The 15,253-nt window shown below is 42.1% G+C and carries 12 protein-coding genes; 5 read left to right on the forward strand and 7 right to left on the reverse strand.

Annotated elements, in window-relative coordinates:
* Positions 1 to 116 precede the first annotated feature (116 nt).
* Positions 117 to 2,477 (forward strand): bifunctional diguanylate cyclase/phosphodiesterase, encoded by a 2,361-nt coding sequence (locus A587_RS0101910; protein WP_010370877.1) that lies wholly within the window; start codon positions 117 to 119, stop codon positions 2,475 to 2,477.
* A 58-nt stretch (positions 2,478 to 2,535) separates the two neighbouring features.
* On the opposite strand, the gene metE is transcribed toward A587_RS0101910, so the two are convergent.
* On the reverse strand, positions 2,536 to 4,812 hold the full coding sequence (gene metE, locus A587_RS0101915; RefSeq protein ID WP_017216214.1) for a 5-methyltetrahydropteroyltriglutamate--homocysteine S-methyltransferase: 2,277 nt from the start codon (positions 4,810 to 4,812) through the stop codon (positions 2,536 to 2,538).
* Between the two features lie 291 nt (positions 4,813 to 5,103).
* Here metE and A587_RS0101920 point away from each other — a divergent pair, with 291 nt between their 5' ends.
* The 3 genes from A587_RS0101920 (at position 5,104) to A587_RS0101930 (ending at position 7,373) form a co-directional block, all read left to right on the forward strand.
* Entirely contained in the window at positions 5,104 to 5,991 is an 888-nt protein-coding gene (locus tag A587_RS0101920; RefSeq protein ID WP_010370874.1) for a LysR substrate-binding domain-containing protein, read from the forward strand.
* Between the two features lie 100 nt (positions 5,992 to 6,091).
* The gene (locus tag A587_RS0101925; protein WP_017216215.1) at positions 6,092 to 6,856 is read left to right on the forward strand and encodes a YdcF family protein; all 765 of its coding nucleotides are present in this window, start codon (positions 6,092 to 6,094) and stop codon (positions 6,854 to 6,856) included.
* Between the two features lie 145 nt (positions 6,857 to 7,001).
* Positions 7,002 to 7,373, forward strand: coding sequence for a hypothetical protein (locus tag A587_RS0101930; RefSeq protein ID WP_017216216.1), 372 nt, complete (start codon positions 7,002 to 7,004; stop codon positions 7,371 to 7,373).
* 59 nt (positions 7,374 to 7,432) lie between these two features.
* Here the strand turns inward: A587_RS0101930 and A587_RS0101935 are convergent, their stop codons facing one another.
* Complete coding sequence (locus A587_RS0101935) at positions 7,433 to 8,767, reverse strand: PepSY-associated TM helix domain-containing protein (protein ID WP_017216217.1); 1,335 nt, start codon at positions 8,765 to 8,767, stop codon at positions 7,433 to 7,435.
* 354 nt (positions 8,768 to 9,121) lie between these two features.
* Here A587_RS0101935 and A587_RS0101940 point away from each other — a divergent pair, with 354 nt between their 5' ends.
* Positions 9,122 to 11,278 (forward strand): TonB-dependent siderophore receptor, encoded by a 2,157-nt coding sequence (locus A587_RS0101940; RefSeq protein ID WP_017216218.1) that lies wholly within the window; start codon positions 9,122 to 9,124, stop codon positions 11,276 to 11,278.
* Between the two features lie 197 nt (positions 11,279 to 11,475).
* On the opposite strand, the gene A587_RS0101945 is transcribed toward A587_RS0101940, so the two are convergent.
* The 5 genes from A587_RS0101945 to A587_RS0101965 form a co-directional block, all read right to left on the reverse strand.
* Entirely contained in the window at positions 11,476 to 13,101 is a 1,626-nt protein-coding gene (locus A587_RS0101945) for a methyl-accepting chemotaxis protein (RefSeq protein ID WP_082086223.1), read from the reverse strand.
* A gap of 216 nt (positions 13,102 to 13,317) precedes the next feature.
* Positions 13,318 to 13,509, reverse strand: a complete 192-nt coding sequence (locus A587_RS0101950; protein ID WP_010378936.1) for a hypothetical protein — start codon at positions 13,507 to 13,509, stop codon at positions 13,318 to 13,320.
* 40 nt (positions 13,510 to 13,549) lie between these two features.
* Entirely contained in the window at positions 13,550 to 13,717 is a 168-nt protein-coding gene (locus tag A587_RS24605) for a DUF1328 domain-containing protein (RefSeq protein ID WP_010378934.1), read from the reverse strand.
* A 10-nt stretch (positions 13,718 to 13,727) separates the two neighbouring features.
* Positions 13,728 to 14,174, reverse strand: a complete 447-nt coding sequence (locus A587_RS0101960) for a PA2169 family four-helix-bundle protein (protein ID WP_017216220.1) — start codon at positions 14,172 to 14,174, stop codon at positions 13,728 to 13,730.
* A gap of 165 nt (positions 14,175 to 14,339) precedes the next feature.
* On the reverse strand, positions 14,340 to 15,224 hold the full coding sequence (locus A587_RS0101965; RefSeq protein WP_017216221.1) for a mechanosensitive ion channel family protein: 885 nt from the start codon (positions 15,222 to 15,224) through the stop codon (positions 14,340 to 14,342).
* Positions 15,225 to 15,253: the final 29 nt, after the last annotated feature.

Raw genomic sequence — 15,253 nt, forward strand, 5'->3', positions numbered from 1 at the left:
AACCGCAGATTATTTCATTTTGTAAGTTTACTTTTAGCTCGTTTTCATTTTTCACAATATTGGTAAATATGTACATTTTAAGTTAACTTAGTAGCATCTTTTCTTGAGAAATATGTATGCTATCTGAGAACCAAAAATTAGAATCAAAAACTGAGCAGCTTAGCATCATCAACCAGTTTTCTTCGTCGCTGCTGCATCTAACCAAACTTGACGAATTATTTGAATACGTTACAACACAGGTCGTTAATCGACTGGGGTTTGTAGATTGTGTTATCTATCTCGCTGATCCTTATCAAGAGTATCTAGAAGTCGCTGCAAGTATGGGCGTTTCCCATGCTAATGGGGATTATCGTGTTGAACAAACAAAGATAAAGATTGGTTCAGGTATTACCGGGCAAGTCGCAACGACTAGAGAGCCCTTTATTTCTGGAAACGTCGCCTCTCACCCCATGTATATTGCTGACTTACGACCAGCGATGTCAGAGCTTTGTGTACCACTTGAGTATGACGACCACTTAATCGGTGTTATTGACTGTGAGCATCCAGAGGCTGATTATTTTACCTCCGCGCATTTACAAATATTATCGACGGTCGCACATCTACTCAGTGCCAAAATCCATCAGTTACGCACCTTAGAAAATCTCCAAACCACGATTGCCCAGTTACACCAAGCACAGAATTTAGAAAAGTCCCTGCTTAAAATTGCGAACATCACTTATCGCTTTGAGAACCTTGAGGCTTTTTATGATGACTTATATAAAATCATTGCCTCTCAGCTTTGCGCCGAGAACTTCTTTATCGGCCTTTACGATACTCAACAGGATATTTTAGAAATCGATTATTTGATTGAGGGAGGCGAAAAATGTAATGCACACCAAAAAGTATCAAAAGATCAGATTAAGCATACTGCATCCTACTATATTCTGAAGAACCAACGACCACTGCTGTGTGATAACGATCAATTTAGAATGCATATCACGCGGGGTGATTTTAAAATGGTGGGTCGCTCGCCACGCTCTTGGTTAGGCGTACCATTTTTGGTTAATGATCAATATCAGGGCGTGATTGTGTTGCAAAGCTACAATAACGACCAAGCTTTCGTGAATCATGATTTATCTATTTTGACTTATATAAGTCGTCAAGTCAGCATGGCCATAGACCGGCAGCTTTCAAGGCAGGCGCTAGAACATCGAGCCTTGCACGACGATTTAACGGGTCTTGCCAATCGTTATTTATTGTTAGAGCGGATCAAACATGCCATTTTGAGGCTAGCGCGAGTGGAGTCCTCTAATTTGCACTGCTTGATCTATCTCGATTTAGACAGATTTAAAAGCATTAATGACTCACTTGGCCACGATGTTGGCGACCATTTCTTGATTGCTATTGTCGAGATGATAAATGGCTGTATTCGCAAAACCGACACCTTTGCGCGGCTCGGGGGTGATGAGTTTGCGATTTTTATGGAAAATGTCCAAGACAGGCAACAAGTCACTCTGCTGCTTGATAGGATCACCACGGCTATAACCAAGCCCCTTCATATAGATGGTCATGTTCTGCAAGCTTCAGGCAGTATTGGCGTTGCGTTCACTGATAACGAGTCCGATAGCGCAATTAATTTACTGCAGCAAGCAGATGCCGCCATGTACGAAGCAAAATCTTCGGGCCGGGGTCAAGTCTGCTATTTTAATAATGCCATGCGCAAGCGCTTAAAACAGCAAGCCGATATTGAAAATGATCTGCAACATGGCATAAAAAACAATGAATTTGCGCTGTATTATCAGCCGATATTTTCTCTCACGACTGGCGCTATTGTGAGCTTTGAAGCCCTTGTCCGTTGGTTTCACCCCAAAAATGGTCTCGTCTCTCCAGATGCTTTTATTCCAATTGCAGAGCAAACCGGACAGATCATTGAACTTGACTTACATTTGTTGGAATTAGCAGCCAAACAACTCAAACGTTGGAAAGCGCAAAAGCTGCCGAAGACTCGCGTTACGGTAAATGTTTCATCGCGACATTTCGCAAGCTTAGAGTTCGTTGATACAATTCAGCAACTTTATCATCATTATGAGCTTACACCTGGCTCTTTATGTTTGGAAATCACAGAATCTGGATTGATAGCAAACCTCGCCCTCGCAACCAAAATTATTCAAGGATTAGAATCCCTTGGAGTGAAGCTTTATCTTGACGACTTTGGCACTGGTTACTCTGCTTTAGGTTATTTGCACCAGCTCCCCATTCATGTGCTTAAAATTGATAAGAGCTTTATTGACCAACTAACTGAAAGAGAAAACCCGCTAGTTGATGCGATTTTGAAACTTGCACAATCACTTAACCTAACCGTTGTCGCTGAAGGTATCGAGCTCGAAACCCAGTGGCAGCTATTAAAGCAAAAAGGCTGTCAGTTTGGCCAAGGTTATATTGTTTCTAAACCACTCGCCGCAGATCAAGCGATGGCATTTTTACTGAGTAGAAACTAGATACACTCGCCACATACCTCATTGTTTGTAAACAATGAGGTATTTGAACTGGTTTAGATTAACTTCCCCCTAATTCGCTTCTAAGCTCCTTGGTTGCTGTCACCATATTCTCAAGTGCGGCTCGGGTTTCTGTCCATGCTCGGGTTTTTAGCCCACAATCTGGATTCACCCATAATCTTTCTACCGGGATTTTCTTCGCTGCTTTGTGAATTAAGTCTTTTATCCATGCCACCTCAGGGACGTTTGGTGTGTGAATATCATAAACGCCAGGCCCGATGTCATTGGGGTAGTCAAAATCTTCAAAGGCGTCGAGTAAGGTCATATTTGAACGTGACGTTTCAATTGTGATCACGTCCGCATCCATATCCGCTATGGCGGCGATAATATCGTTAAACTCCGAGTAACACATATGCGTATGGATCTGTGTTTCGTCATTCACACCACTTGCAGATACCCTAAACGCATACGCCGCCCACGCTAAGTAGGCTTGCCACTGACTGGCTTTGAGTGGCATCCCCTCTCTAAATGCAGGTTCATCGATTTGGATCACCTTAATCCCTGCGTTTTGCAAATCCACCACTTCATCTCTCAGTGCTAATGCGATTTGATTTGCGATGCTCGGCTTGTCTAAGTCATCTCTGACAAACGACCAAAATAAAATAGTCACAGGCCCTGTTAGCATGCCCTTCATCGGTTTTTTGGTTAAGCTCTGTGCATAACTCGCCCAATTAACAGTCATTGGTGCCGCACGCGAGACATCTCCCCAGATCACTGGGGGCTTAACACAGCGCGAACCATAACTTTGCACCCAACCAAACTGAGTAAAGGCAAAACCTTCGAGTAATTCACCAAAGTACTCAACCATATCATTGCGCTCTGCTTCGCCATGAACCAGCACATCTAAGTTAAGCGCTTCTTGTTCTTCAACGGCATAACGGATCTCTGCTTCCATCTGGCTTTGATAAGCATCAGCACTCAACGTACCCGCTTTATAATCACGTCGCGCCTTACGAATAGCTTGGGTTTGTGGGAAGGAGCCTATCGTTGTGGTTGGCAATAAGGGTAAATTTAGCGACTGTGCTTGTTTTTTAATTCTGGTTGCGAATTCACTATTGCGTTGGCCATCTTTTGCTGTAAGCGCTGAAACACGCTGCTGCACCTCATTATTATTCACGCGAGTAGAAGTCAAACGCGCTTTTACAGGTTTAGAATATTCGACCAACTGGGTAATATCACGCTGCTCCAATGCATTTTTCAATAATGCCAGCTCTTGTCCTTTTTGTTTGGCAAATGCGAGCCAAGACTTTAACTCACTATCAAGTTTTTGCTCTTGATCTAAGTCGACTGGCGTATGTAATAATGAGCATGAAGGAGCAAGCCAGAGATTATCACCTCGACGTTCATGAACCAGAGCAAGTTGCTGATATACACCTTCAAGATCCGAGCGCCAAATGTTACGACCGTTCACAACCCCTAGAGACAGCACGCTATCTTGCCCAACTACTTCCTCTAACGCAGCCAAGTCGTAGTTTGCCGTTACGCAGTCAAAATGTACGCCTTCTACGGGATAAGACTGGATATCTTCAACATGCGCTTGTACGGAGTCAAAATAACTGGCCAACAACACTTTTACTCCTTGCCCGCTCAACGCATCAAAACTCCGGCGCAGCGCGTCACGATAAGCATCGTCGATTTCCAGTGCTAAAATAGGTTCATCAATTTGTACCCACTCAACACCTTGCTCAGCAAGCTTGTTAAGTACCTGCTGATATACAATCAATAACTTATCTAATAAAGCCAATTTATCAAACTCTTGACCAACGCATTTAGCTAAGTAGAGGTAGGTTACCGGGCCGACCAATACGGGTTTTGCTTGGTAGCCAAGTAATTGTGCTTCTTCTACTTGAGTAAACAACTCCGTCCAAGTCAGGGAAAATTCCTGCGTTTGAGTTAACTCAGGGACGATGTAATGATAATTGGTGTTGAACCATTTCGTCATTTCACTTGCAGCACACGCACAGCCGCTAGGTGCTCGTCCCCTGCCAATCCGAAACAAAGTATCAAGATTTACCGACTCATCATTTTTGTGACGACTGGGAATCGCGCCGACAAGTAATGAAGTATTCAACACGTGATCATACCAAGCAAAATCGCCTACAGGTAGAAGGTCAACACCAGCCTCAGCTTGCAATGCCCAATTTTCTGCACGAATGCGCTTTCCTTCCGCGATTAAGTCGTCCTGCGTTAAGTCGCCCGACCAATAGCGCTCTACTGCAAATTTAAGTTCACGTTTTTTGCCTACGCGTGGAAAACCCAAGTTATGTGTTAATGCCATGATTTTAATTCCACCTAGATGTATAGATGTCTAAAAATATAATTCTCATAATCAAAAACAACAATTGATGCTTTCTCAGATTTCATATGAATAAAATTAAATTGTAATTTTTTAAAAAATTTTTACATAAGTAGTGACAACGCTGTCATTTTTAGTGCTATAGTGGATTTGTGAATTTTTGAACAATTCACTGTAGGTATTTAGACGTCTAGACATTGATAATAACTAAATAGAATCGTAATATTGAGTAATGCTGAGATTTGCTCACTTAAAATATGAGAATTGTTGATAATGATTGATATAAAGCACCTAAAGACTATCTCCACCTTGAAAGAAACTGGTTCTCTCGTGAATACAGCACGAGAGCTATTCCTGACTCAATCTGCTTTATCACATCAGATCAAAGATCTTGAGAGCAAACTCGACTGCCAGCTTTTTGAGCGCAAAACGCAACCAGTACGTTTTACCCCTCAAGGGATGTTATTATTGGAACTTGCCAACGATGTTTTACCTAAAGTTGAAGCAACCAAATGTCGGTTGAAGGAAAGCCTTAATCAACCTATCTCGCAACTCAGGTTAAGCGTGGAATGTCATGCTTGTTTTCACTGGTTGCTGCCAACAATTAAAGAATTCAATACCTTTTGGCCTGACATTAAAGTCGATTACGAACGTGGTTTTAGCTACGACGCTATTCCTGACCTTATTGAAGATGAGCTGGACTTAGTGCTTACCTCAGACATTCGAGAACCAGAACAACTGGAATACGCGCACCTTTTCGACTTTAAATTAAAGTTAATCGTTGCACCAGATCACGAATTGGCCAAGAAGGCCTATGTCACAGCACTCGACCTAAAAGATGAAACCATCATTTCTTACCCTATTCCTCGCGAGCGTCAGGACATATTTAAGCACTTTATTCAAAATGCACGCTTTGACGGTACGCTAAAAACCGTCGATCAAGGTTTATTAATCTTCCAACTGGTTAGTGCAGGTATGGGGGTTGCAGCTTTACCGGACTGGTTAGTGACACCTTATGAGAGCCAAGGGCTAATTAAATCGATTCCTCTAGGCGCACTTGGGCTAAATCGTCCTATGTATTTAGCAATGAAGAAAAGCATGAAAGATAACCCTGTTTATCGTCATTTCCTCAATACTTGCCGTAAAACCACTGCAAGATAGATGACAGGGCTCTTTTTGAGCCCTAACTGTTATACATTTCTACTACTCCCATCTCATGCTAGCATTGCGTCAGGCTTATCTAAATCTAAGGCATGTTTAAATGTTTGAAGTCAAAAAGGTTATCGGTCAACTTATGATGCCGTTACCATTATCTTTAGTGGTGCTTATGGGGCTTATGCTTTTTATCGCCAAAACGCGTAAAGGACCTTACATCGCAAGCTGGCTCGTCTTACTGACCGCATGGGCGTTATCGACTCCTTATGTCGCACAACATATTATTGAATGGGATACAGGCACTCTCCCCGCATTCAATCCAAGCAAGCACAACAACATAGATAAAATCGTGGTACTTGGCTGTGATTTATATCCAGATAAATCTCTCCCCAGCAACGCCCAACTTGGCAGCTGCGGCCTAGCCAGATTAGTTGAAGGCGTAAGACTTGCTAATATTTACCCAAAGGCTCGGCTGTATGTTTCTGGTTACGGCTATGGCCATGCAACAAGCGCGGGACTCATGGCAAGAACCGCACAGAGCCTAGGTATTTCAGCTACACGTATTAAGCAAAATCCCAATGCCAAAGACACCGCGGACGAAGCAAAAATGCTAGCGCCTTTACTAGTCGATTATGACGTCGCATTGGTCACATCAGCATCGCACATACAACGCGCAAAAAACCTATTTGAAGCACAAGGCATAGAAGTGATCGCTGCACCGACGGAGTTTTATAACTTCAAGCAATACCCACTGAGCAGACAATTTATTCCGAACCATAAGGCCTTAGAAGTAGTCACTCGGATTTGGCATGAACAGCTTGGTAGTATGTGGATCACGATCCGTCGTGTTATTGACCCTGAGGCACTTTAAGCGCTGAAAAAGACACCAAAATCAGGCTAAAGTTCGACAAATTAGCGCTGAAAAACGTAAAAAATTGAAAATTTGCGCAAATATGGGTATAAATAGAGTTTAATCTTAACCCGCGTATCCGCGTACAACACGACTAGGATCTACGATGAGTAAACTAGATAAAACTGAAGTACTAAGCGCTTTCGAAGCTGCGTACGAAGCTGCACATGGCAAAAAGCCTGAGATCACTGCAAAGCCAGGTTGGTATAGCATCGATGGTGGCAAAAACATGCGTCTTGCTGAGGTAGCCGAATTAACAGAAGAGCTAACTTCAGGGTCAGCTGTAGCAAGTGAGAAAACGCAGGCGCCTGCCAAAAAAGCGAAAACGACTAAGAAAGCGCCGAAGGCAGCAGCTGTAAAATCAGCAAGCTTTACTATCGTTACAGAAAACGAAGATGGCTTCAAAGCGGAAGAACAGTGGATTGCTGAACTAGCAGCAAAAGATCACGACTGCCGCTTACCTCGTGGTGTTGTTTAATCACAGTTTCATGAGTGAAGAAACCTCGCAGCTGCGAGGTTTTTTTTGGTCTTCAGCAATCAATTTCGACTAAAGCTGAGCGAAGAACTCCGATTTTTCAGGCATAAGTTGAGCAAAGCGATGCTCCAAAATAGGATAATCAAGCAAGTGAGCGACACCCAGCTTAATAAAAAAGTAAACGAAGCAATCGGTAACTCCGGCCACTTTCCTGCCATACCATAACCCGCAATAGTGTGTTGGGCATAAAAGCAAATACATAAGAGCAATCCTAAGCTCAACGCTAATGATACCACGACACCTCGGTATTCATCTTTGCGACGCAATTTAAACTGCCGCTTGATATACATGTAAGTACCACTGAGGACCAAAAATGAAAGTACAATCCCAAATATAAACCACAATATTTTCCCCCATACCCCCGCAAAGTTGCCAAAATGTAGGGGATCGGCGGTATCGGATAAGCGCCAATACAGCCCTTGGCTTGATGCCGTTTGGCTATAAACAACTTCCCCCGTGTAAGGGTTGACATAGATCTTGTTTGCCCTATCCCGAACTACCCAATCCTGCGATTGCCCTTCAGCATAAAAATAACCTCCAGAATAGCGAATGGCTTTCACCTCAAGGTCAGGTCTCGCCGCTTTTACTATTGCGAATAATTCCACAACAGACAATTGGGGTTTATCCTGTCGCGGCAGTTCAGCCAAAGGATTAACGGCAAAATCCCCAACATCAGTAAAAGCAGTTTTACCATCGACCATATCCATTCGAACAAACTCAAATAGATACCAGATACTCGTAAGCGAAATAACAACCGCAAGCCATAAGCCCCACGCCCCACTTATTTTATGCATACTTGCCATCTTGGCACGTGCATCCCCGCTAAACGTAAATGCAAATAACTTTTTCCACCAGAGGCGATATACATAATGCGCACTCACGGTCGAGATACATAAAGGAACTGCAAAGATAAGCACAAGATAGTATGAAATGATGCTGTCAAACACGCCAAAAAAATGCATATGGAAATCGCGAAAAAAGCGCTGAATATTAAAAAAACTACTTTCACCTAAGATAGCTCCTGAATATGGATCGACATAAACATGTTGCCATGGACTATCAGGCATTCGCATCACGATGTCATGTGCAAAATAGCTATCAGGACCTGTAAAGGCAATCCCAATTCGGGCGTCAGGATACGCCTTTTGTACCATCTCATAAGCAGCTGCTAAGCTTATGTTTGATTGGCCCTCCACTGCCCTCACCTGATCGTTGAATAGCCAATCTAGTTCGTGGGCAATACTCGCAAACGCGCCAGTCCAACATATTATGAACAGCAACACCCCAAACCACACGCCACTCAAACTATGCCAGTTGAACCATTGTTTTGCCGTCATGGACCACCTAATAGCGAAGACATAAAACGACTTCACTTCCTTGCCTTGTATTAATATTCAAACATAGATAAGCCCCTGTGACAGCGCTATCCAACCTAATTGACATCCCACCTAACAATCAGATCCTAACAAATCTGAGATTTGAGTAAGCCATTATTTTTGCAATAATTTATTTTTTCCATTACCCCTTATGGTAACAAAAAGAATTATCATTTAGAATTGAAAATAATTTCTGTTTTCAGTTAGAACTATTCAAAATCTTGGTTCAATCTCAGAAAAATAGCTCCTACATATCATAGGAACTTTCATCTTTATCTCTTGTGACGAAAAAACAATTTAGGAAAGGAAACACCCATGCAAACCAAAGCGCATCAATCTACAGCACTAGCTCTGATGTTATCACTCCTTTATTTTTCTCCAAATGCGGCAGCAAAAGCCGAGCGCGACAATATTGAACGGATCAGTGTTGTAGGCCAGCCAATCAAGCGTAACTCAGGTCCCACTGGACTTGACCTTACCATTAAAGAAACCCCTCAGTCTGTTACCGTGTTAAGCCACGATTACATAAAAGACTTCGAACTGAATGACCTTGAGGACATCATGGTACAGGCAACAGGTGTCTCAAGATACAAATTTGGCGCGGGTGATAATACTGAGTTTACTTCTCGTGGGTATCTCGTCAATGCATTGGTTAAAGATGGCTTACCGACCTCAATTGCTGGACCACAAGAGAGCCGCTTAGACACTATTGTCTATGACCGAGTAGAGGTTCTTCGGGGCGCTGCGGGGTTAATGGCAGGTGCAGGACAACCATCGGCAACATTAAATGTCATCACAAAACAACCAGACCGAGGTGGATTTGTTGAAGTTGGTGCCGAGATTGGCTCTTGGAATAAAGTGCGTACACACATAGATGCAACCGGCTCCCTAACGAAAGATGAAGCATTGGCCGGACGAGTTATTCTTGCCTATGAGGAAAAAGATAGCTTTGTCGACAAAGAGAATAGTAATAAGATCGTTGCATACACCCAGTTGCATCATTATTTCTCCGAAGATACCGAAGCCTCATTTAGTGTTCATTACCAAGACAATAAACTGAAACTATCACCTTGGGGATTACCAATTTTTTACTCTGATGGTAGTTCCGTCGAAATAGACAAGAAAACTAATTTATCTTCACCAGATAGTTACAACGGCAATACCCATCAAAGCTACCATTTAAAATTATCTCATCAAATCAATTTAGATTGGGAACTCAACTTTGGCGCACAATACAGTAAAACGGAAGCTGACATTACCTTAACCTACTTTAGTGGAAATCCAGACAAAGAAACGGGCCTTGGCCTTCAAGCCGGTGACAGACGCTGGATTGAAACGGTTGATGGAACCAATTTCATTTTGGGGTTGGTTGGCCGGTTTGAGTTATTTGACCGCGCACATCAGGTGAATATCACCTACTTAAATGCAGATTTTGAGTCCACTGACGATCGCTTCGAAGAACTGGATGAAAACGCGAGAACAATATTTTATCCACTCCAATCGATTAATAACCTTCACCCGGCCGCTCATTTAACCGCGACAGATAAGCAATTCATTGGCTATTGGGACAAAACGACGAAAGAACAGAGCATTGCCCTTAGCAGTAAGTTAACGTTAACGGATGACCTTCACGCCATTCTTGGTGTCAAATTTTTTGATTATGAACGTACCAATGAACGTGACTTTGCTTGGAGCGGGTTCTCAAGCGATAAAGGTGAAGAAACCGGTGAGAGCTTATACTTGGGACTGGTATACAATCTCAATGACCAGATCAGTACGTATGCAAGTTACACCGATGCTTATGAGCCGCAACTGGATAAAGTGGATGTCAATTTAAATCAATTAGCCCCAATCACCGCCCGGAACTTAGAAGTCGGCATCAAAACCACACTTTGGGATGACAAACTACGTCTAAACGTCGCTTACTTTGATAGTTTAAAAGAAGACTTCGGTGTTGTTATCCCCGAATATGCAGACGAAAGACCTGCTAGGTATCGACCCGTTGATGGTGCTGAAGCTGATGGATTTGAAGTTGAATTAGAAGCAAAGCTGACAGATGATTGGCAAGTAAACCTTGGTTACAGTGATTTTGATGTTGTCGATGAGCATGGCGAAGATATTAACTTGTATGCACCAAGACAAACGCTCAATGCGAGCACCAAGTATACTTATGGGGCTTGGCGTTTAGGCCTAAATGCAACTTGGGATACGGACAGAAAAGTCGATATTCTAAACGTTCCGGGTGTTGACCTTGGACTTCCAGCGGGTGGTCGTCGGGGCGCAGTACGCGCAGAGCAAGATAGTCAGCTTTTACTAAATGCGCACGTCAAATATCAATTCTCTAGCCAGCTGAGCGTTAAACTGAATATCAGTAATCTCACAGATGAAAGCTTTTACGATACTTACGGTTTCGTGCCGAAAAAGTACAGCGAGCCTAGAGCATACAATTTAAGTATGGAATATCGGTTTTAACATAAAGCACTAAGCTAATGCTATGGTGTGATAGGGTTAACAATTCCTTTAAAACTTAGCCGCCACAGGAAAATGCCTAAAATATAGTGCGGGCTTCTGACTAGAAACCCGCTCTTTCCTATCCCATATCAAGCAGCTTAACCGTGTTTTCTAGCTTTAGAGCAGAACATCTCAAGTTAATTACCAAATGGATATCATTAAACTTTAAACACCAGCACTTGGCTGTTTAGCTGCTCGGCCAACGCTTCTAAGTCGTTACTTACATCGGCATTACTTTGCGCATTTCGGGTAATTTCAGAAATGCTGCTACTGAAATCATTAATATTTTCGCTGATTTCCGCAACCACCGTTGTTTGTTCTTCTGTCGCCGTTGAAACCTGAATATTCATACCAACGATTTCATCCACTGCCTTATCAATATCGGTCATTATTTGAGCTGATTCATTAGCCCTATCTACCCCCGCAGCTGCGCTTGATTGCGCGTTCTCCATTGATGATACTGCGTTTTGTGCCATGCCCTGTAACTTGCTGATCATATCTCGGATCGATTCTGTGGCTTTTTGCGTATTATGCGCCAATTGCCTGACTTCGTCGGCAACAACCGCAAAACCTCGACCAGACTCCCCTGCTCTCGCAGCTTCTATTGCAGCGTTTAATGCCAGAAGATTTGTTTGTTCAGCCACACCTTGGATCATTAAAACAACCTGGTTGATTTCATTAGACTGATCGTTCAACGCTTTAATTAACTGCGCATTATCTCCTACTTCACTAGCAAGGCGCTCAATGGCCTGAATATTTTGCGAAATAACATCCATCCCTTGTTTCGCAAGCTTGCCGGACATCTCAGCTTTGTTCGCGGTATTCATCGCATTATGTGCCACTTCTTGTATCGCACTACTCATTTCTGTTGCTGCGGTTGCAATCATCACTGTTTGCTGCTCTTGCTCTTGCGAAGTGCCCGCAATCGACTGACTGATACCATTCAACTCGTTCGAGGTCGTAGAAAGGCTATTCACGATTGTAACTAGATTGGTAACTAGCTCATGTAAGCTAGACACCATGGTATTGAAGTCATTCCCTATCTGGCTTAACTCATCTTGCCCCTCAACTACCACTCGTTGTGTTAAATCTGCATCTCTTGCAATATTACCAATACGCATACGTAAGCGGCTAAGTGGTTCATTAATTGACCTAAATATCAACATGCCAATTAGCACCATTACTACCACAATAACAACGGAAGAGATAATCATCGCCGCTTTTGTCGCACTGGCTTCTGAGCGACCGACGTTCCGAAGCGCACTCGCTTCAGTAAGCTGCAATTCAATTAGGGCACTGTAGCTTTCGCTAAGCGGATCGAAGGCCGCATAGAGGTCATGTACAAATTTATCGTAAGGAATTTCTTCAAAGGTATTTGCGTTAACTCGGTTAATATAATTAGACAGCAGTTGTTTGACACTTAATTCTGCTTTTTCAACTTGCTTTACTAGGCTTCGCTCTTCGCTCGTAAGGTCCGTGGACAAATAGCTATTCCACTCTTTTTCAGCGATATTCTTAGCTTCTTCGATTTGCTTTAACGCAGCACCATTGGATAGTTGATGGCCTCGTAACTTGTGAAACGTATCCACAATAACCACCGCGTAGTTATCTGACACCACTTTTATTTGTCTAAGCGGTACAACTCTGTCGTCATAAATACGGTCAATGTAATTGATAAGGTTTGATAATGTTCCGATTGTGAAGATGGTTGCAAGAATAAAAAACACAGCAGGTATGCCTGAAAGCGACAACAATCTGCTTTTAACTGAAACCCTATTTAGCATAATCTGATTTTTATTGAGTAAACATAGAAATAAAGTATTACTCAAAGTTCGTAGATTACAATATTAATTGCAGATTAAGCAGCGCGATTTTGATGTGCATCATATTTATTTACTGTGTCCCCCCTTTTTAGGGTATTGATTTTTAAACTTATTACAAAAAAGAGGAGAAGCTTTATCGGCTTCTCCTCTTACATTCCACGTCGAAATTGTTTTTGCTTAACACTCTTCGTTTTCTGCGTTCAGGTTCTCTTTTACATCTTCACAGGCATCTTCTACACTGTTTTCCACTTCCTGCACCGTTTCATCGAAACGCTCACCCGCATCTTCCGCTGGACCTTCACTACAACCAAAAAGTGCTAAAATTGAAACAAAACCAAATGCTTTAGCTAATGTAATTGCTGATTTCATAATCTATCTCCTAAAACCGTTTTAGAACGTTAAATCCCTTTTACCTGGGAGCGCGTGCTTTACCAAAAATAAACGAAATAATCATAAAGGCGATAAACACAAAGAATAGAATTTTCGCCATACCTGCCGCAGCGCCCGCGATTCCGGTGAAACCTAACACGGCTGCGACAAGTGCTAGGAATAAAAACATTACAGCCCAACTCAACATAACATTCTCCTTAGGCAGTTAGCTCTTGCAACTGCTTCATTTGATCGTGACAAGCTTGCATTCTGGTTTGAATTTGCAGTAATACACTCTTGCATTTAGGTGGAAGATCTTTACTTAGCGCTTTATCAAGCTTGCCCAACACTTTATCTTCCACTTCTTCTAGCTGAGAAATATAGGTGTGCTCTTTGTCGGTGCTCACCATACCAACCAACTTGGTGTACGATTCACGAATGTCGATGCTAAGCGCTGAATCAGTCTCGATTTCACCCTCGTCAATAAGAACAAATGGTTGTAGATCCGAGATTGCTTGCGCTTTATCTACAATCATTTGGTCAAATACGCGGTTTAATTCGATATTATCTAGCTTCTTTTTAGCTTCGGTGTAAAAATCAACACCACCATTTAATACTTTAATGAGCTCTTTTACCGGCTCCATGTCGTAATTTGAATCTGCCATAAATAACTCCTTTCGCTTAAATATTTAATAAGTGCATTTTGCAAATATTATTTTCTGTCCATTTTACTAATGCAGATTAAATGCCAAAATATAAACCTTTATTTTTAAAGAGTTTTTATTCCACCTGTGTAAATACAGGTGAAAATATTACAAACTAGATGTAAATTATTCCTGTGATAATTGCGCACTTAAGGTCGTGCTGCCTTTGGCATTGAAGTCCATCGTCCTAATAGGGAAAGGAATTAAGATATCGTTATCGGCTAAAACACGGTTAATTGTACAAATTGCTTGGTGCCTGACCACCATAAAGCCGGGATCAGCTGGGTAGTCTATCCAAAACCACACGAGTAGATTGATAGAACTATCACCAAAAGACTCAGCATAGACATCCGTTTCTTTTTGGTTTACTACGAAATCAAGCTTGTTAATTGCCTCAACAATCACCTCTCGGGCTTGTTCTGGGTCATCCGCATAGGAGATACCAACTGGTACTTCTATTCTCCGCTTACCAAGCTTAGTGTAGTTTTGTAACTCATTCTTAAAGAGAATTTTGTTGGGAATATAAGACAGCTGGCCGTAAAAGTTTTCTACTAAGGTATTTCTCAAATTGATTTTACTTACCGTGCCAAAGCAATCCTTGGTTCTGATAATGTCACCGACCATAAAGGGCTTTCTGACTCCCATCACAAATCCAGCGATGAGGTTCTCGGTCATATCTTGGAATGCAAAGCCAATAGCAAGGCCAATGATCCCCGCCCCAGCCAACAGTGACATTACGGCACCTGATAGTTTTACTATATCTAAAGCGAAGAAAATCCCAATGGTAATAATAGAGACTTTAAATATGGAACTAATAAGAGAAGCAACTTGTTCTGTCTTTATTGCTTTTTTAATCGCTTTAGAAAACCAGATTGTTGATATTTTAGCCAGCACTGTAAAGAATATTAGTATCATTAAGGCTAGGATCATATTCGGTAGTAACTGCACACCGGATTCAAGCCAAGAGATTAACTTATCATTAATTAACGTCCAAAATTTTTCTAAATTCATAATTACTCATTCCTATATAAGTACGCGAC

The organism is Pseudoalteromonas sp. NJ631 (assembly GCF_000276645.1).
GTDB classification, from domain to species: Bacteria; Pseudomonadota; Gammaproteobacteria; order Enterobacterales; family Alteromonadaceae; genus Pseudoalteromonas; species Pseudoalteromonas piscicida.

Bases quoted from the DNA above. Each gene is read 5' to 3' on its own strand.
- A587_RS0101910 (WP_010370877.1), top strand. From the start codon at position 117: ATGCTATCTGAGAACCAAAAATTAGAATCAAAAACTGAGCAGCTTAGC.
- metE (WP_017216214.1), bottom strand. From the start codon at position 4,812: ATGGCATTAACACATAACTTGGGTTTTCCACGCGTAGGCAAAAAACGT.
- A587_RS0101920 (WP_010370874.1), top strand. From the start codon at position 5,104: ATGATTGATATAAAGCACCTAAAGACTATCTCCACCTTGAAAGAAACT.
- A587_RS0101925 (WP_017216215.1), top strand. From the start codon at position 6,092: ATGTTTGAAGTCAAAAAGGTTATCGGTCAACTTATGATGCCGTTACCA.
- A587_RS0101930 (WP_017216216.1), top strand. From the start codon at position 7,002: ATGAGTAAACTAGATAAAACTGAAGTACTAAGCGCTTTCGAAGCTGCG.
- A587_RS0101935 (WP_017216217.1), bottom strand. From the start codon at position 8,767: ATGACGGCAAAACAATGGTTCAACTGGCATAGTTTGAGTGGCGTGTGG.
- A587_RS0101940 (WP_017216218.1), top strand. From the start codon at position 9,122: ATGCAAACCAAAGCGCATCAATCTACAGCACTAGCTCTGATGTTATCA.
- A587_RS0101945 (WP_082086223.1), bottom strand. From the start codon at position 13,101: ATGCTAAATAGGGTTTCAGTTAAAAGCAGATTGTTGTCGCTTTCAGGC.
- A587_RS0101950 (WP_010378936.1), bottom strand. From the start codon at position 13,509: ATGAAATCAGCAATTACATTAGCTAAAGCATTTGGTTTTGTTTCAATT.
- A587_RS24605 (WP_010378934.1), bottom strand. From the start codon at position 13,717: ATGTTGAGTTGGGCTGTAATGTTTTTATTCCTAGCACTTGTCGCAGCC.
- A587_RS0101960 (WP_017216220.1), bottom strand. From the start codon at position 14,174: ATGGCAGATTCAAATTACGACATGGAGCCGGTAAAAGAGCTCATTAAA.
- A587_RS0101965 (WP_017216221.1), bottom strand. From the start codon at position 15,224: ATGAATTTAGAAAAATTTTGGACGTTAATTAATGATAAGTTAATCTCT.